Annotated in this window: 13 protein-coding genes; 2 read left to right on the forward strand and 11 right to left on the reverse strand. The window is 62.8% G+C overall.

Annotation, left to right across the window (positions count from 1 at the left end):
* Window positions 1–43: 43 nt before the first annotated feature.
* From ACQ4WY_RS09110 to ACQ4WY_RS09130, 5 genes are all read right to left on the reverse strand, one after another.
* Window positions 44–1336: an MFS transporter gene (locus tag ACQ4WY_RS09110; protein ID WP_436503697.1), complete on the reverse strand. Its 1293-nt coding sequence runs from the start codon at window positions 1334–1336 to the stop codon at window positions 44–46.
* A 156-nt stretch (window positions 1337–1492) separates the two neighbouring features.
* Window positions 1493–2224, reverse strand: coding sequence for a BON domain-containing protein (locus ACQ4WY_RS09115; protein ID WP_436503698.1), 732 nt, complete (start codon window positions 2222–2224; stop codon window positions 1493–1495).
* Between the two features lie 103 nt (window positions 2225–2327).
* Window positions 2328–3020, reverse strand: a complete 693-nt coding sequence (locus ACQ4WY_RS09120) for a hypothetical protein (RefSeq protein WP_436503699.1) — start codon at window positions 3018–3020, stop codon at window positions 2328–2330.
* A 152-nt stretch (window positions 3021–3172) separates the two neighbouring features.
* On the reverse strand, window positions 3173–4894 hold the full coding sequence (locus ACQ4WY_RS09125; RefSeq protein WP_436503700.1) for a dipeptidyl-peptidase 3 family protein: 1722 nt from the start codon (window positions 4892–4894) through the stop codon (window positions 3173–3175).
* A 109-nt stretch (window positions 4895–5003) separates the two neighbouring features.
* Window positions 5004–5603 (reverse strand): short chain dehydrogenase, encoded by a 600-nt coding sequence (locus ACQ4WY_RS09130; RefSeq protein WP_436503701.1) that lies wholly within the window; start codon window positions 5601–5603, stop codon window positions 5004–5006.
* Window positions 5604–5716: 113 nt separating this feature from the next.
* On the opposite strand from ACQ4WY_RS09130, the gene ACQ4WY_RS09135 reads away from it, so the two are divergent.
* Window positions 5717–6634: a LysR family transcriptional regulator gene (locus ACQ4WY_RS09135; RefSeq protein ID WP_436503702.1), complete on the forward strand. Its 918-nt coding sequence runs from the start codon at window positions 5717–5719 to the stop codon at window positions 6632–6634.
* A gap of 8 nt (window positions 6635–6642) precedes the next feature.
* On the opposite strand, the gene ACQ4WY_RS09140 is transcribed toward ACQ4WY_RS09135, so the two are convergent.
* Genes ACQ4WY_RS09140 through ACQ4WY_RS09150 form a run of 3 tightly spaced genes read right to left on the reverse strand, consistent with a single transcriptional unit; the run spans window position 6643 to window position 10957 of the window.
* On the reverse strand, window positions 6643–8106 hold the full coding sequence (locus ACQ4WY_RS09140; RefSeq protein WP_436503704.1) for an efflux transporter outer membrane subunit: 1464 nt from the start codon (window positions 8104–8106) through the stop codon (window positions 6643–6645).
* A gap of 40 nt (window positions 8107–8146) precedes the next feature.
* Complete coding sequence (locus tag ACQ4WY_RS09145; protein ID WP_436503705.1) at window positions 8147–9745, reverse strand: DHA2 family efflux MFS transporter permease subunit; 1599 nt, start codon at window positions 9743–9745, stop codon at window positions 8147–8149.
* A gap of 6 nt (window positions 9746–9751) precedes the next feature.
* Window positions 9752–10957: an HlyD family secretion protein gene (locus tag ACQ4WY_RS09150; protein WP_436503706.1), complete on the reverse strand. Its 1206-nt coding sequence runs from the start codon at window positions 10955–10957 to the stop codon at window positions 9752–9754.
* A gap of 145 nt (window positions 10958–11102) precedes the next feature.
* Between ACQ4WY_RS09150 and ACQ4WY_RS09155 the strand changes: the two genes are divergently transcribed.
* Entirely contained in the window at window positions 11103–11822 is a 720-nt protein-coding gene (locus ACQ4WY_RS09155; protein ID WP_436503707.1) for a TetR/AcrR family transcriptional regulator, read from the forward strand.
* Window positions 11823–11845: 23 nt separating this feature from the next.
* On the opposite strand, the gene ACQ4WY_RS09160 is transcribed toward ACQ4WY_RS09155, so the two are convergent.
* The 3 genes from ACQ4WY_RS09160 to aceF form a co-directional block, all read right to left on the reverse strand.
* The gene (locus ACQ4WY_RS09160) at window positions 11846–13015 is read right to left on the reverse strand and encodes a hypothetical protein (protein ID WP_436503709.1); all 1170 of its coding nucleotides are present in this window, start codon (window positions 13013–13015) and stop codon (window positions 11846–11848) included.
* 255 nt (window positions 13016–13270) lie between these two features.
* The gene (lpdA, locus tag ACQ4WY_RS09165) at window positions 13271–15043 is read right to left on the reverse strand and encodes a dihydrolipoyl dehydrogenase (protein ID WP_436503710.1); all 1773 of its coding nucleotides are present in this window, start codon (window positions 15041–15043) and stop codon (window positions 13271–13273) included.
* A gap of 10 nt (window positions 15044–15053) precedes the next feature.
* Entirely contained in the window at window positions 15054–16706 is a 1653-nt protein-coding gene (aceF, locus tag ACQ4WY_RS09170) for a dihydrolipoyllysine-residue acetyltransferase (RefSeq protein WP_436503711.1), read from the reverse strand.
* Window positions 16707–16773: the final 67 nt, after the last annotated feature.

Genomic DNA, 16773 nt, shown 5'->3' on the forward strand with positions numbered 1-16773 from the left:
CTGCTAAAAAAGCCAGGCTCCGCTCATGCGGGCCTGGCTTTTTTCATGCAGCCTGGGCGGCGGCCACGGCCGCCCTCTGGCGCTGGATCGCCAGCACCATCAGCGCGGCTACGAGGCAGGCGGCGCCGGCGGCGAACAGGGCTGGGTTGTAGGTCAGCATCAGGGTACGAATGCGGCCTGCGCCATAGGCGGCCACGGCGGCGCCCAGCTGGTGGCCGGCGAAGATCCAGCCAAACACCATGCCCGCCCGCTCCCGGCCAAACGTGGTCCCCACCAGTTTCACGGTGGGCGGCACGGTGGCGATCCAGTCCAGGCCATAGAACATGGCAAATAGCGACAGGCCGTACAAGGTGAATTCCGAATACGGCAGCCAGAACAGGGACAAGCCCCGCAAGCCGTAGTACCAGAACAGCAGTTTGCGGTTGTCATAGCGGTCCGACAGCCAGCCGGACAAGATCGTGCCGAACAGGTCGAAGGCGCCCATCATGGCCAGCACGGAGGCGGCCGGCACGGCGGACAGGCCCGAATCGCCGCACAGGGAAATGAAGTGCGTCTGGATCAGGCCGTTGGTGCTGAGGCCGCAGATGAAGAAGGTGCCAAAGAGTATCCAGAAGGTGCGGCTGGCCGCCACGCTGCGCAATATCAAAAAAGGCGTGGCAAACGTCATTGTCGCCGCCGGCGCCGCCACCAGGGGCGTGGCCGGGTCGGCGCCATACGGACGCAAGGCCAGGTCCTGCGGACGGTTGCGCATGCACAGGAAGGCCAGCACGGCGACGATGGCGCAGGCGGCAAACACGGGCATGACGGCCGTGCGCCAGCCGAAGTGCTCGATCAGCCAGGCGCCCACGGGCAGGAACAGCAGCTGGCCCGTGGCCGAGCTGGCCGTCAGCACGCCCACCACCAGGCCACGGTGCGTCTCGAACCAGCGGTTGGCCACCACGGCGCTCAAGACCAGCGCCGTCATGCCCGAGCCCAGCCCCAGCAGGATGCCCCACAGGGCCACCAGGTGCCAGAACTGCGTCATGCGCGTGGCCAGCAGCATGCCGGCAGCGATCAGCCCCAGAGCCACGCAGATGACATTGCGCAAGCCGAAGCGCTCCATCAGGATGGCGGCAAACGGCCCCATCAAACCGAACAGCACGAAGCGCACGGCCAGGGCCGAGGAAATCTGCTCGGCATCCCAGCCGAACTCGCGGCTCAGGGGCTGCATCAGCGCGCCCGGCAAGCCCAGCGCGGCCGACGACGTCAAGGCCGTGAGGAAGGTGATGGCGACGATGACCCAGGCAAAGTGCACGCCGCGCCGCTCCAGACATTGCGAAAAAGATAGGGAAAGCATGCAGACCTCAGGAGAAAAAGTGAAGGCAGACCAACACCAAACGGTCAGATTTTCTCATGTTATATTATGATCGTAATTTATACAATCAAAAAAAACTGGAGCGACACTGCTGCGTGCCGCTCCAGTCCTGGCTACCACACTGGTGAAAAATGCCGCTTACTTCACCTTCAAGCCATTCTTCACATCCGTCACGCCTTCCACGCCGCGGGCCAGGTCGGCGGCTTTTTTCACTTGCGCCTGGGAGGGCACGAAACCGCTGAGCATGACGACGCCATTCACGGTCTCCACATGGACATCGAGTGCTTTCAAGTCATTGTCCTTGACGAGGTCGGCCTTGATCTTGGTCGTGATGACGGAGTCTTCCACTGCCACCTTGGTGCTGCTGGCAGCATTGCGCGTTACGCAAGCGGCCTTGCCCGTCGCGTCCATGTCGTCGCAGTTTTCTTTCGTCATGGCAGGCGGATTTTGCGCGACATTGGTGCCAGCCCTGGCGCCCGAGTTGGCGTCAGCCAGCGCGGCCGTTTTCGCGGCCTTGGCATCGTTCATGCATGTGGTTTTGTCGGCGCCCGTGCGGTCGCCGCATTTGACCTTGGCCAGGTCATACTCGGCATTGGCAACATCCTTGCGGGCCTTGCCCAGTTCGCGCGGCGTGTTGCGGTATTGCGCCACGGCGTCCGATTCGGCCTTGGTGCGCGCCACCTTGGACTCTTCCACGCAGACTTTTTTCGCGTTGCCGCTCTTGGCATCGCAGGCGGCCTTGGCCTGTTTGTAGTCGGCCGTTGCCTTGTCCGTCAAACTTTTGTACGAGGCATCCTGCGCATACGCGGGTGTGGCGGCAAGCAGGGCGCTGGCACTGGCTGCCAGCATGAGTGCGATGATTTTGTTCATGATGGTTCCTCTCTGGTTAGTGATGCCCAGATTAGACCCCTGCAGCACGCAAAGCTCCGTGCGACAGCACACGCTGACAGGCCATCCGCGTACTAATCACCGTTTATTTGTCGCCGCTCAAACCCTTGCGCCACAATACTTGCGCCTGTTCAAATGGTGAAGCGGACTCGTCAAATACGCCTGCGCCAGCGGCCAGCGCCAGCCATGCCTGCGTGGCGTGCGACCCGCTTGCCACTTCGCCGCCGGCGCGCACACCATGCATCCAGGCCAGCACATCCTGGTACTGCGCGGGGTGGCGTCCATGCACCCACGCCAGGGCCACCAGGTCCGCATAGGCCTCTTCGCGGCGCGTCTCGCGCAGCTCCTGCGCCAGCGGTGTCAACTTGCCCCGCTGCATGCTGGGCGGCTCGCCTAAGCCGCGCGGCAAGGCATGCCAGTCGCCCTGTGCATAGCGCTGGCAGTGGCCGATCTCATGCGCCATCATCGCTTCCATCATCAGGCCGTGGCGCGTGGGTGGCACGCCCTGCAAGACACTGTCTACCTGCGCATTGCCGCGCAAGGACAACACCAGCTTGCAGCGCCCTGCTTCGTAGCCCAGCGCCAGCGGCACGGCGCCAGGTGCATCCTGCGGCTGCACGATGATATCGATGGGCAAGCCCTGCGTGCGTGCGTAATCGATGACAGGTTTTGCCGCCTGCAGCCAACGGGTTTCCAGATCGGTGAGCTTGGCGGCAGCCACGGCAGTCACAGGAGACAAAACGATGAGCAAGCTCATCAGCAAGAGGGGATTTGGCATGGGATCGATGGGAGGAAAAAGGATTTACCACTGCAGAGTAAGCGTTAAAAATATTTCCACAAGGAAAGACTGGCAACTTTTCGTAAATAAAGACGAAAAAAAAACCGGCGCAGAGGCGCCGGCTTTTCAGACTGACAATAGTCAAGGTCGGTTTATTTCTTCGCCGCTTTATCCAGCGCGCGTGCCGTGACAAATTCCGGGCGGATATCGTTGGGCACGGCCTTCATCTTGTCGAGCGCCACCTGCACTTCAGGGCGGATGAGCACGTACTTGGTCATCAGTGCTTGCGCGCGCGCATAGTCGCCCGTCGCCTCGATGGTCAAGAATTCACGGTCCAGGTCGATCACGGCTTGCTTGATCTTGGAAAAATCGACGCCGAACTTGCCGTCGCCCAGCGAGACAAAGCCGCCCTTGTCGAGGATGTAATTCATCTGGATGGCCATGCCGCGCGCATGCGAATCCGTCAGGCCGAAATGCAGGGTGCGGAAACCGGAGGCAAGGAAAGTGTTGTACAGCTTGCGCTCGGCCGCCTCGCCCTGGCCCAGGGTGTCATTCAATTGTCCCTTGTCCATCATGTAGCGCAGCGCAAACAAGCCCGTGATATCGGCCTTGGCTTCTTCGATGGTCGAATAGGCTTCCTTCAAGTCCTGGCGCGGCGTCGATGGCTTGCCATCGACGACGGTGGCGTGCGGGCCCAGGCCGTGCATGATTTCATGCGCGAGGATGTGCGTGAAGAAGGAATTGAAATCCACGTCCTGCTGCGCCTCGGGCGTGAGCACCAGTTTCGAGATCGGCGTCAGGGTAGCCTTGAACTTGGCTTCCTGCACGTTTTTCAGCATCACGCGCTTCGAGCCGCGCGCGCTGATGATGCGCTCATCATTGGGCAGGTTGTAGGCGGCCGTCTGTACGGCCATGTTGCCGTCGCCGGCGCCATACACCTGATTGACCACCACCATCGGCGCCAGCGCGCCCACTTTCGGGTTGCGGTACTGGGCGTCGAGCGGCAGGTTGTCTTCCAGCTCCTGCATGTGCTTGGCAAAGAAATTCAGCTTTTGCGTTTCCGCCTGGTCGCGGATGTTCACGTAGGCTTCGAACGCAGCCTTGTAGCCGAACAGCTCGTCGTTATATGTTTCGTACGGGCCGATGGTGATGTCGACGGGCGAATCGAGGTCCATCCAGGCAAAGTCGGACGGCAGGTAATCGTTGTCGAGGAAAGCCTTGGCGCGCAGGGTGAGGAACTTCTTCAGCGATGCGTTGTCCGTGGCGGCAGCCGCCTCGTCGAGCAGCCTGGCCAGTTGTTTCAGTTCCACCTTGTACTCGTCCGAGTATTTGACGGTCTGGTATTTACCATCCTTGCCCGCGCGAATCGTGGTGAAGAACCATTGCGCCTGTTGCTTGTCGTCCGCCGGCAAGCCGTTCATCCACGTTTCCAGGCCGGTCTTGGTGGCGCCTTGCGGATAGAAATTGCCCGCTTCCGGCTTGTGCGCGGGAATGGCGATGCCGGCATAGCTGGCCGGCATGAACGAAGCATGCGCGTCGAGCACCGACCAGGGTCCCTTGTTGATCCAGAAATAATTCAGACGGGCCTGGCCCAGGGCCGACTTGTCCTTCTTCAAGGCCGCCCACAGCGCTTCGTTGCCGGACCAGCGCTGGCGCAGCTGCAGTACGTCGACCAGCTTGGCCGCCTCGACCAGCTTGGCGATGGCCTGGCGGTCGCCTGCGGACAGGTGCGTGACATCGGCGGTCAGCGCGACGGGCGCATAGCGGGCGCTCATGCTGGTCAGTTGTTGCGCGGTAGCCGGGGTGGCCGGCGTTGCGGCGCAGGCGCTGCCGACGGCGGCAGCCATCAGCAGGGGAATCAGGAGTTTTTTCATGGAGGTCTCGGTTGGATTTTTCTCAGGCGCGGCCAGCGCGGATCGCGCGCTACCGCGTTCTTGCTCAGCCTGCGATTGTCCCACCTGCCCCCATGGCATGGCAAGCGGCTTACCAGACCTTGTACACCTGCCCCGTCTGCGCCCCTTCCACGCTGCGGCTGTAAGCGAGCGCCACGCGGCTGGCGGCGGCCGGTTCGAAGCCGTAGAAGAAGGGGCCATACGCTTCCAGCGATTCGGCCAGGACCGTAGGGCTGACGACATTGATGCGCACACCGCGCTGCAACTCGATGGCGGCGCCCCGCACGAAGCCTTCCACGGCCGCATTCGTCATGCTGGCGGCCGTGCCGAAACGGATAGGCTGCTCGGCCACGATGCCGCTCGTGAGCGTGATCGAACCGCCGTCGTTCAGGTATTCCTGCGCCACCAGCGCCACGTTGACCTGGCCCATCAACTTGCTGTCCAGGCCCAGCTGGAATTGCTCGGGAGTGAAGTCGGCCAGGGGGCCGAAATGCAGTTTGCCGGCCGTGACGACGACGGCATCGACCTTGCCGATGCGCTTGAACAGGGCGCGCACTTGCGCGATGTCGCCCATGTCGGCCTGGTGCGTGCCGCTGCGGCTGCCCACTTCGATGATTTCATGGCGTTGCGCCAGTTGGGCGGCGACGGCCGTGCCGATGGTGCCGCTGGCGCCGATGATGACGATTTTCATGCTGCTTCCTTGTGTGGGTTGAACGATGGAGCCAGTATGCGCCGCTTACAAAAAGGAATAAATACGCTAGAATTTACAAGATTACTAACCCACAATTTGCAATCAAGGTGCCCATGGATAAATTGCGCAGCATGGAGATTTTTGTCGCCGTCGTCGATGCGGGCAGTTTCACGGCCGCTGCCGAGGCGTTCCAGATTTCGCCTGTGATGGTGGGCAAGCACATCAAATACCTGGAAGAGCGGCTGGGTGCGCGGCTGCTGGCGCGCACCACGCGGCGGCAAAGCCTGACGGAAATCGGCCAGCAGTATGTGGAACAGTGCCGCCAGATCCTGGCCAGCATCCATGCGGCAGAACGTGGTGCGGAAGCCATGCGCACGGCGCCGCGCGGCAAGCTGAAAATCACGGCGCCCGTATCTTTCGGCAGCGAGTGCATTGCGCCGCTGCTGGCCGACTACCTTGATGCGTATCCGGAAGTGAGCCTGGAATTGAACCTGAACGACAGGACGGTGGACCTGGTGGAAGAAGGGTTCGACGCGGCCATCCGCATCGGCAAGCTGGAAGATTCCGGCATGGTGGCGCGCGCGCTGCGCCCGTATGCGATGGTGATCTGCGCCGCGCCCGCCTACCTGGCCAAACACGGCACACCGCGCACGCCGGCCGACCTGGCGCGCCACGAATGCCTGGACTTCATGCAATGGACGCGCCATGTGCGGTGGCGCCTGGCCAGGAGCGGCGACGACGATGGCAGCCCCGTGCGCGAGAGCCGCTTCCGCTCGAACAATGGGCAGGCATTGCGCGTAGCGGCCCTGCACGGTTTCGGCATCGTCATGCAGGCGGAGATCCTGATGGCCAGCGATATCGCCGCCGGCAGGCTGGTGCCGCTGCTGGCCGACTACGTGCCGCCGCCGCGCCCCATGCACCTCGTGTATGCGCGCGACCGCCAGCCCACGCCGAAGCTGACGACTTTTATCGATTTTCTGCTGGAACGCTACGGGCCAGCGGCGACACCGCCGCCGGCCACGCTCACGTAACTGAGAACTTAGTTGGCCTTCGCCAGCTTGGCCAGCTCACCGTCCGGCTGCCAGCCTGCTCCCAGGGAGCGGGCCACGGCGACAGTCGCCAGCAAGCGCTGGGTCTTGATCTGCGCGGCGGCGCGGTCCGCTGCCAGCGAACTGCGCTGGGCATCGGTGACGTCCAGATAGGTCGAGATACCGCGCTCGTAGCGCGTGCGCGCCACCAGGTAGGCGCGCGCCGCCGCTGCCTGCGACAGGGCCTGTGCATCGCCCTGCAACTGGCGCTGCTCCACGTCAGATAATGCGTCTTCCACTTCGCGCAAAGCCGTCAGCAGCTTGGTTTCGTGATTCGCCACGGCTTCCGCATAGCGCGCCTTGGACAGGTCCAGGTTGGCCTGGTTGCGGCCACCATCGAAGATCGGCAGGGACAGGGCCAGCGGACCAAAGCTGAACTGGCGCGAGCCGCCCTGCGCCAGGTCGCGCAGCTTTTCCGAGGCGTAGCCGAAATTGCCCGTCAATTGCAGCGACGGATAAAACGCGCCTTCAGCCACGCCCACTTGCGCGTTCGCCGCGCGCAGGCCCGCCACGCTGGAGACCAGGTCCGGGCGGTGCGCCAGCAGGCTGGCAGGCAGGCCGACAGGGATACTTGGCGGCAGCGGCAAGCTGGAAGGTTCGGCGGCCACCGGCAATTGCAGCGCCGACGGCGGCTTGCCCGTCAGGGTGGCCAGGCTGTTTTCCAGCTGGTTGCGCTGGCGCTTGACTTCATGCAGGTCGGCCTGCGCGTTCGACAGTTCGACTTTCGCGCGCGCCAGGTCCAGCTCATTCGTCAAGCCCGCGTTAAAGCGGGCCTCGACCAGCTGCGCCGACTCGCGGCGCGTGTCCAACGCACCATTCAGGATGGCCATTTCCGCGTCGAGCCCACGCAGCTGCCAGTAATTGCTGGCCACTTGTGCCGACAGCATCAACAGCACGCCGTCGCGGTCGGCCTGCGCGGCCAGTGCCTGCGAATCGGCCGCCTCGACCATGCGCTTGACGCGCCCCAGCAGATCGACTTCATACGACAGCGTGGCGCCCGCCGAGAAATTATTGCCGCTGATCGAGCGGCCGCCCTGGGCCAGGCCCTGCGAGTTGTTGGCAGAGGTGCGCGAATTCGAGATGCCCGTGCTGACATTCACGCTCGGGCCCTGGCTGGCGCGCGCCGTGCCGCTTTGCGCCAGCGCCTGCAACAGGCGTTCGCCGGCCGCCTTCACGCCGGGATTGTCCTGCAGCGCGCTTTGTTCGAGCCGGTCCAGAGTCGCGTCGCCGTAGATGCTCCACCACTGCTTGGGCAGTTGCGCGGCATCCGCCGCAGCCGCGCCGTGGCGGAAAACGCCGTTGTCGACGCCGGCCACATTCGCCGGGGCCTTGAAATCCTGGCCCACGGTGCCGCAGGCGGACAGCGCCACGGCAAGGAAAGCGGCCAGCGCGATTTTCGTCAATACTGTTTGCATGATGTGTACCTTCTTGTTCTTGATGTGTGCGCGTGCGCGGTCAATGACCGCCGCCACCGCCACCGGGAGCTTTGAGTTTGTCGGCCAGCCACAGGGGCACGATACAGGCCAGCAAAATGGCGCCGACGAGGAAGAAGCCATCGTTGTAAGCCATCACATACGCCTCGCGGCGCACGATGCCGTCGATTGCCTGCAAGGCCTGGTTGCCGGCCGTGACGGCGTCATAGCCCTTGGCCATGAACGAGGACGTCAGCTGGTCGATGCGCAGCTGCGTGGCGCTGGAATATGCATTGATCGCTTCACCCAGGCGCTGCGAGTGGAAGTGCTCGCGGGTGCTCAGGGCCGTGGCCAGCAGGGCGATGCCGATCGAGCCACCCAGGTTGCGCGTCATGTTGAACAGGCTCGAAGCGGACGCCATGTCCTTCGGCGCGATGCCCTTCATGGCGAAGTTCGACAGGGTCAGCATGACGAAGGGCTGACCCAGCGCCCGCACCACCTGCGACCACAGCAGCTGGTCGTAGCCGGTGGAAGCGTCCATGTAGGCATTCATCATGCACGAGCCGCCAAACAGCAGGAGGCCGAACGAGCACAGGATGCGGTTATCCACCACGGACGACAGCTTGGCGACGAAGGGCATGATGAACAGCTGCGGCAAGCCCACCCACATGATGACTTCACCGATCTGCATCGGCGAGTAGCCGGCGATCTGGCCCAGGAACAGGGGCAGCAAAAAGGCCGAGCCATACAGGCCCATGCCCGTCACGGCGGACAGCACGGTGGCCACCAGAAAATTGCGCTGGCCGTACAAAGCCAGGTTGACGAACGGCTCGGCGCGCGTGGCGCTGGTAACGACCCAGCCCAGGAGGCCCGTCAGGGCCAGTGCGGCGAAGGCGATGATGAAACCGGAGTCGAACCAATCCTTCGAGTTGCCCTCTTCCAGGAAGATGGTCAGGCAGCCCAGGCCCAGAGCCATGAAGAAGATGCCCAGCCAATCGGCTTTCCAGAACATCTCGAGCTTCATCGGCTCCTTGTCCAGGCCATAGATCATGCCGGCGATCAGCAGCACGCCAGGCACCCAGTTGATGTAAAAGATCGAGGGCCAGCCATACAGCTCGGAGAGGTAGCCACCCAGGGTCGGACCCATGGCCGGCGCCAGGGTCGCCGTCAGGCCGAAAATAGCCATGCCGACGGCGCGCTTCGATGGCGGCAGCTTGAGCATCACCAGGGTAAACGCCATCGGGATCAGTGCGCCGCCGGTGAACCCTTGCAGCATGCGGAAGACAATCATGCTTTCCAGGTTCCAGGCCGCCCCGCACAGGGTGGAGAACAGCAGGAAGAAAGCAGTGGTGCCTATCATGTAGGTGCGCAGACCGAACACGCGCGCCAGCAGCGCGGTGAGGGGAATGACGATGATTTCCGCCACCAGGTAGGCCGTGGAAATCCACGAGCCCTCTTCCTGGGTGGCCGACAGCGAGCCAAGGATATCCTTGAGCGAAGAGTTGGTGATCTGGATGTCGAGCACCGCCATGAAGGCGCCCAGCATGCCGGCGGCGACCGCCAGCCAGGTGCGCCCGGAGACTTTCTCGCTGATCACGGGGAACGCCGGCGATGCCGCCGGTGTAGTGGAAGGGCTGCTCATGGAAACTTAGCGGGCGGCGCTCTGTGCGGCTGGCGCGGCGGCGTGGCGTGGTGCCTCGGCCTTGTCCTGGGCCGACGCGGGCTGGTTCACTTCCACTTCGGCGATCACCGACATGCCCGGCACCAGGCGGCCATTCATGGCCTTGATGTCTTCCGGCTGGAAGACGATCTTGACGGGCACGCGCTGGACGATCTTGGTGAAGTTGCCGGTCGCGTTATCGGCTGGCAGCAGGGCGAATTGCGCGCCCGAGGCAGGAGCGAAGCTGTCCACGGTACCCACCAGTTTCTTGCCCGGCATGGCGTCGATGCTCACGTGTACGCTTTGGCCGCGGTGCAGGTCGGCCAATTGGGTTTCCTTGAAGTTGGCGGTGACCCAGACGTTGTCTTGCACGATGGCCGTCAGTTGCTGGCCAGGCTGCACGCGCATGCCCGTTTCCACGTTGCGCTTGCCGATGCGGCCGGCGACGGGCGCGAGGATGCGGTTGTATTGCAGCTGCTGTTCCGCGTCCTTCAATTGCACGCGCAGCACGGCCACTTGTGCCTTGGCCACGTCGCGCGCGGCCTGGGCGGCACCAATCTGCGCCTTGGCGGCGGAGGCGCTGTCGCGGCGGGCGGCCAGGTCGGCCACTGCGCTCGAGCGGGCCGCATTGGCCGCATCGAGTTCCGCCTTCGAGACGGCTTTCATCTGGCTCGTGTACAGCTGGCCATAACGGTCCGCATCCTGTTTTGCGCGCAGCAATTGCGCATCGGCTTGCGCCACTTGCGCCTGGGCGGCGCTCGCTTGCGCCTGCACTTGCGCGATCTGCGCGTCCGATTGCAGCACTTGCTGCTCGGCGCTGGCGATCTGCGCGGCGATCTGCTCGGTTTTCACGCGCTGGTCGAACGGGTCGAGTTCAGCGATCACGTCGCCCTCTTTCACGATCTGATTGTCGTCGATGAAGACCTTGGTGACGACGCCGGAAATGCGTGCCGAGACGGGATGCACGTGGCCGGCCACATAGGCGTTTTCCGTTTCCACGAAATAGTGGCTGCGGTACCACATGCGCGCACCGGCGCCCAGCGCGACGAGCACGATCAGGCCGGCGATGATTTTCACGCGATTATTTGGTGCTGCGGAGCTGGCGGAAGCGGCGGGCGTGGAAGGTGCGGCAGGGGCCGCGGGTGGGACGGCGGTCAGCACCTTGTGCTCTGCCTGGCCTGGCTGGTTGGACATACTCGCTCCGAAAATGAAATGATGTAGGTTCATTATTGGACAAAGAAAAGCCAAAGTCAAGAAATGAAACGATTGCATTTCATTTTAATTTGCACTACAGTGTAAGCCATCACTTACTTTTCCCACTTATAAAGAGACCCAGACCATGTCCGATCCCGGCCTCAGCGATAGCTTGCCTACCGATACAGAATCCGACGCCGACGCCCAGGAGCTTTCCTGCTGCGGCAAGCCAGCTGGCCGCCCGCGCGCGGCCGACATGGAAGCGCGCATGGAAAACCTGCTGCACACGGCCGGCTGCCTGTTTCTGGAAAAAGGGTATGGAAAGGTGAGCCTGGAAATGATCGCCCGCGAAGCCCATGTGGCCGTGCGCACGATTTATGTGAAATTTGGCGGCAAGTCGGGCTTGTTCAATGCCGTGGTGGAACTGCGCCGCGCCGCCTACTTCTCGACCATGCCGGCGCTGGAAACGGATATGCGGCCCCTGCCCACCATCCTGGGCGAGTTCGGCCTGCTGTTCGTGCAGCTCGTCACCATGCCGGCGGCGATACGCCTGAATCGCATGGTGGTGGCCGAAGCGGCCACGCACCCGGAACTGGCGGAAACTTTTTACAAGGTGGGACCGGGACAGACGCGTGAGATGCTGACCAAGTTTTTCAGCCGGCCCGACATCGCACCGCTGTTTCGCGCGGAGTTGACGGCGGCTATGCTGGCGCTGCACCTGCTCAATTGCCTGCTCGGAGATCAGATGTCGCGCCTGCTGTTTCCACCGCAAGCCCAACCGGACGTGGCGCAATTGCGCACCAAGGTGGCGGTCAGTCTCGACCTGTTCCTGCGCGGCACCCTGCGCCAGCCACTCGCGGACTGAGGCGCGACGGCTGGACGCGGAAGTCAGCCAGGGCGGCTACAGTCTTCCGGCAGCGCCGCTTCGGCGCGTTCATCATTCAAGCCCAGCGCGCGCAGGAAAGGCTGGGCCGCCGACGCGTCATCAAGAGAAAGTGAAGACTCACTTCCATCGTAGCGCTCCGGGCCATAGCGCATCAGGTCGAACGAGGTCTCAAAGCGTTGCGCCAGGAAATACGTGCGGAAGTAATCGAAGGAAAACGCCACCTGGCCATCGGCCCGCAGCAGCAAGCCATGCGCATACAGCGGCGCCAGCCACTCCCCTGCCCCCATGTTCCAGCCCTTCACGCCACAATAGTCGCTGGCAAAGCGCCCCAGCTCCGCCTCGCGGAGGAATAGCGTCTTGGCTTCGAACATCACGAACGCCAGCTCCATCAGGAATTCGCGCACGTCGGCAGCCACGCCGGCGTCCATGCGCCGCTGCACGCCCACCTTGCCCAGCAAGCCATCAAAATAAGCGCGCTCGCCTGCCAGTTGCGGCAGCAAGGTGGCAAACACATACTCCGCATCCATCTGTCCCGTTTCCTGGCCATTCGGCGTGTACAGCACCGACAGGGCGAAGTTCTTGCTCACATCATCGAACTCGCGCAGGGACACCGTCCACTGCGTGCCTGCCGCGCCGCCATCGGCCGCGCCCGTACCGAACTCGAGCACGGCAAACGCCGCCATCTGGCCATGCGCACCGTACAGGCTGCCGGGATTGCTCTTGAACAGGATGCCCAGCGACTTCATGAGCGAACTGGCATCGCCCGTATGCTGGTGGCCATGGAACACGGCGTGGATATTCTTGTAGTGCGCGCGCTGCTCGGCACTGGCGTGCTCATCGGCGGAGAAAAAGCTGAAGCCGGCATTGCCCAGCGCCGCTGCCGCGACGCCCTGCACGCGGCTGCCCGGCACCAGGTAGAAACGCGCGCCGGGCAAACTGGCCGCCTGCAGCAAGGGGCGCAGGAAGTATTCGTAGACATACACGGGCGTCGTGCCGGCACAGGCGTCCAGTGCCACCAGCTGGCCCGTGAAAAAAATCGCATCGATCTTCTTGCCCGCCGCCAGGATAGCGGCCACATCCTGGTACAAGGCATGCAGCATCACGGCTTGCTCTTGCTCATCGGCCCGGCGCAGACGGACATCGGCAATGTGAAGGGCGGTAAATTTTTTCATCGTTGCAAAACTCTCTCAGTACAGCGGAATTTGACCATATCCCACGCTGGCAACATTCCTGGAAAAATCACACGCTTCCGTTGAAGCAAAAGAAAAACATGGTTACAGACCTCCATTCTGCCACTTTTTCCACACGGCAATACTCACCAATTTTCACAAGACACCGCTGCGCCACGTTTTACTATGCTGCAGATCAAGGGAAATAAAAAAACCGGGAACATGTCCCGGTTTTTTATACTGAAAGTTAACTCTTTATCAGCGCTTGCGTGGTGGCGGCAAGTCCGTACACACGCCTTCGTACACTTCGGCAGCCATACCGATCGACTCGCCCAGGGTCGGGTGCGGGTGGATGGTCTTGCCGATGTCGGTGCCGTCGCAGCCCATTTCGATGGCCAGTGCGATTTCACCGATCATGTCGCCCGCATGCGTGCCGACGATGGTGCCGCCGATGATGCGGTGCGTTTCCGCATCGAACAGCAGCTTGGTGAAACCTTCGGCGCGGCCGTTGGCGACGGCGCGGCCCGAAGCTGCCCAGGGGAAGTGGCCCTTCTCGACCTTGATGCCCTTGGCTTTCGCTTCGTCTTCCGTGATGCCGGCCCATGCCACTTCCGGATCCGTGTAGGCGACCGATGGAATCACCTTGACGTCGAAGTGCGACTTCTGGCCAGAAGCCGCTTCGGCTGCCACGTGGGCTTCATGCACGGCCTTGTGCGCCAGCATCGGCTGGCCCACCAGGTCGCCGATGGCGAAGATGTTCGGCACGTTGGTGCGCATCTGGCTGTCGACGTTGATGAAGCCGCGGTCGGTGACCTGCACGCCGGCCTTGTCGGCCGCCAGCTTCTTGCCGTTCGGGCTGCGGCCCACGGCGACGAGCACCAGGTCGTAGACTTGCGGCGCCGGCGCCGTGGCACCCGCTTCGGCTGCTTCGAACGTGACCTTGATGCCTTCCGGCAGTGCCTCGACGGCCACCGTCTTGGTCTTGGTCATGATGTTGTCGAAGCGCTTCTCGTTGAACTTCTGCCACACCTTGACGGCGTCGCGGTCCGCGCCCTGCATCAGGCCATCCATCATTTCGACCACGTCGATGCGCGCGCCAAACGTGGAATACACGGTCGCCATTTCCAGGCCGATGATGCCGCCGCCGATGACCAGCATGCGTTTCGGGATCTGGCGCAATTCCAGCGCACCCGTCGAATCGACGATGCGCGGGTCTTCCGGCACGAAGGGCAGTTTCACCACGGACGAACCGGCGGCGATGATGGCTTGCTTGAACTGCACGACTTTTTTGGAGCCGTCAGCTGCCGTCACTTCGATGTGGTTCGCGGAGAGGAACTGGCCCACGCCGGTGACGATTTGCGTCTTGCGCGCCTTGGCCATGCCGGCCAAACCGCCCGTCATGTTCGAGATGACGCCTTCCTTGTACTTGCGTACCTGGTCGATGTCGATCGTCGGCTTGGCAAACGTCACGCCCGTGTTGGACATGTGCGCCGTTTCATCGATGACGGAAGCGACGTGCAGCAGCGCCTTCGACGGGATGCAGCCCACGTTCAGGCACACGCCGCCCAGGGTGGCGTAGCGCTCGACGATGACCGTCGACATGCCCAGATCGGCCGCGCGGAACGCCGCCGAATAGCCACCGGGACCGCCGCCCAATACCATCATGTCGACGTCGATGTCGACCTGGCCGCTGTAATTGCCGGCCGGGATGGCGGCGACAGGTGCCGCTGGTGCAGCAGCAGGTGCTGCAACTGGTGCAGGGGCAGCCGCTGGCGCAGCAGCAGCCGCGCCTTCAGAAGCTTCCACCACCAGCAGCGCGCTGCCTTCGGCGATCTTGTCGCCAACCTTGACCTTGACTTCCTTGACGACGCCCGCGTGGGTCGAAGGAATCTCCATGCTGGCCTTGTCCGATTCGACCGTGATCAGCGACTGATCCACCTTGATGGTGTCGCCCACCTTGACCATCAGTTCGATGACTTCGACTTCCTTGAAGTCGCCGATATTCGGTACTTTTACCTCTACTGTGCTCATCAATCGCTCCTTACAGCAGAATTTTGCGCATGTCGGCCAGGACTTCACCGAGGTACACGGAGAATCGCGCGCCCATCGCGCCATCGACCACGCGGTGGTCGTAGGACAGCGAGGTGCCCATCATCAAACGCGGCTGGAAGGCCTTGCCATCCCATACCGGCTTGATCGAGGCTTTCGACAGACCCAGAATCGCCACTTCCGGCGCATTCACGATAGGCGTGAAGTGCGTGCCACCGATACCGCCCAGGGACGAAATCGTGAAGCTTGCGCCTTGCATGTCGGCCGGTTTCAGCTTGCCTTCGCGCGCCTGCAGCGACAGCTCCGTCATTTCGCGGGCGATCTGCGAAACCGACTTCTGGTCCGCGCCCTTGATCACCGGTACCACCAGGCCATTCGGCGTGTCGGCCGCGAAGCCGATGTTGTAGTACTGCTTGAGGATCAGGTTTTCACCCTTGGCGTCGAGCGAAGCGTTAAACGCAGGGAATTTCTTCAGCGCGGCGACAGAGGCCTTGATGACGAATGCCAGCATGGTCAGCTTGGCCGCATCCTTGTTCTTCGCATTGGCCGCGTTGGTGTCGACGCGGAACGCTTCCAGGTCCGTCACGTCCGCTTCGTCGAACTGCGTGACGTGCGGGATCATGACCCAGTTGCGGTGCAAATTCGGACCCGAGATTTTCTTGATGCGCGACAGCGGCAGCAATTCGGTCGTGCCGAATTTGCTGAAATCCAGCGACGGCCATGGCAGCAGGTCCAGGCCCACACCCGAACCGCCTTTGGCAGCGACAGGGGCGTTCGGTGCGGCGACAGCGCCCGACATCACGCCCTTGACGAAGTTCTGCACGTCTTCCTGGGTGATGCGGCCTTTCGGACCGGAACCGCCCACGCGGGTCAGGTCCACGCCAAGTTCGCGCGCGAACTTGCGGATCGATGGCGATGCGTGCGCCAGCTTGCCATTCACGGCAGGCGCGGCGGCAGGAGCCTGGGCAGCAGCAGCGACCGGCGCCGAAGCGACGGCGGCGGCTGGTGCGGCGGCCGCTTGCGCTGGCGCGGCGGCTGGTGCAGCAGCGCCACCCGTCGTTTCAACGACCAGTACCAGACTACCCTTGGCAACCTTGTCGCCAACCTTGACTTTCAATTCCTTGACGATACCGGCGTGGCTCGATGGAATTTCCATGCTGGCCTTGTCCGATTCGACCGTCAGCAGCGACTGGTCGACCTTGATCGCGTCGCCCACCTTGACCATCAATTCGATGACTTCGACTTCCTTGAAGTCGCCGATATCGGGCACGGTCACTTCCACCAAAGCCGGCGCGCCAGAAGCGGCGGCAGGCGCTGGCGCGGCCGCAGCGGAGGCGGGGGCGGCTTCAGCGGCAGGTGCTGCAACCGGGGCAGCAGCAGCGGCAGGCGCTGGCGCCGAGGCGTCGTCCGCCACTTCCAGCAGCAGGACCAGCGAGCCTTCGGCGATCTTGTCGCCCACGTTGACTTTCAATTCCTTGACGACACCGGCGTGGCTCGATGGAATTTCCATGCTGGCCTTGTCCGATTCGACCGTGATCAGGGACTGGTCAACCTTGACCGTGTCGCCTGGCTTGACCATCAGTTCAATGATCTCGACTTCCTTGAAATCGCCGATATCCGGGACTTTGACTTCCACAATGTTCATAGCTTGCTCCGTTATTTTATTTGTCAGATGGACCCGCACACACGCCAGGGCGGCACTTTCGCACCGC

The sequence above is a fragment of the Janthinobacterium salmonicoloratum genome, assembly GCF_051380845.1.
Taxonomy (GTDB): domain Bacteria; phylum Pseudomonadota; class Gammaproteobacteria; order Burkholderiales; family Burkholderiaceae_D; genus Janthinobacterium; species Janthinobacterium lividum_F.

Excerpts from the sequence above, each read along its gene's own strand:
- ACQ4WY_RS09110 (WP_436503697.1), bottom strand. The coding sequence starts at position 1,336 with ATGCTTTCCCTATCTTTTTCGCAATGTCTGGAGCGGCGCGGCGTGCAC.
- ACQ4WY_RS09115 (WP_436503698.1), bottom strand. The coding sequence starts at position 2,224 with ATGAACAAAATCATCGCACTCATGCTGGCAGCCAGTGCCAGCGCCCTG.
- ACQ4WY_RS09120 (WP_436503699.1), bottom strand. The coding sequence starts at position 3,020 with ATGCCAAATCCCCTCTTGCTGATGAGCTTGCTCATCGTTTTGTCTCCT.
- ACQ4WY_RS09125 (WP_436503700.1), bottom strand. The coding sequence starts at position 4,894 with ATGAAAAAACTCCTGATTCCCCTGCTGATGGCTGCCGCCGTCGGCAGC.
- ACQ4WY_RS09130 (WP_436503701.1), bottom strand. The coding sequence starts at position 5,603 with ATGAAAATCGTCATCATCGGCGCCAGCGGCACCATCGGCACGGCCGTC.
- ACQ4WY_RS09135 (WP_436503702.1), top strand. The coding sequence starts at position 5,717 with ATGGATAAATTGCGCAGCATGGAGATTTTTGTCGCCGTCGTCGATGCG.
- ACQ4WY_RS09140 (WP_436503704.1), bottom strand. The coding sequence starts at position 8,106 with ATGCAAACAGTATTGACGAAAATCGCGCTGGCCGCTTTCCTTGCCGTG.
- ACQ4WY_RS09145 (WP_436503705.1), bottom strand. The coding sequence starts at position 9,745 with ATGAGCAGCCCTTCCACTACACCGGCGGCATCGCCGGCGTTCCCCGTG.
- ACQ4WY_RS09150 (WP_436503706.1), bottom strand. The coding sequence starts at position 10,957 with ATGTCCAACCAGCCAGGCCAGGCAGAGCACAAGGTGCTGACCGCCGTC.
- ACQ4WY_RS09155 (WP_436503707.1), top strand. The coding sequence starts at position 11,103 with ATGTCCGATCCCGGCCTCAGCGATAGCTTGCCTACCGATACAGAATCC.
- ACQ4WY_RS09160 (WP_436503709.1), bottom strand. The coding sequence starts at position 13,015 with ATGAAAAAATTTACCGCCCTTCACATTGCCGATGTCCGTCTGCGCCGG.
- lpdA (WP_436503710.1), bottom strand. The coding sequence starts at position 15,043 with ATGAGCACAGTAGAGGTAAAAGTACCGAATATCGGCGACTTCAAGGAA.
- aceF (WP_436503711.1), bottom strand. The coding sequence starts at position 16,706 with ATGAACATTGTGGAAGTCAAAGTCCCGGATATCGGCGATTTCAAGGAA.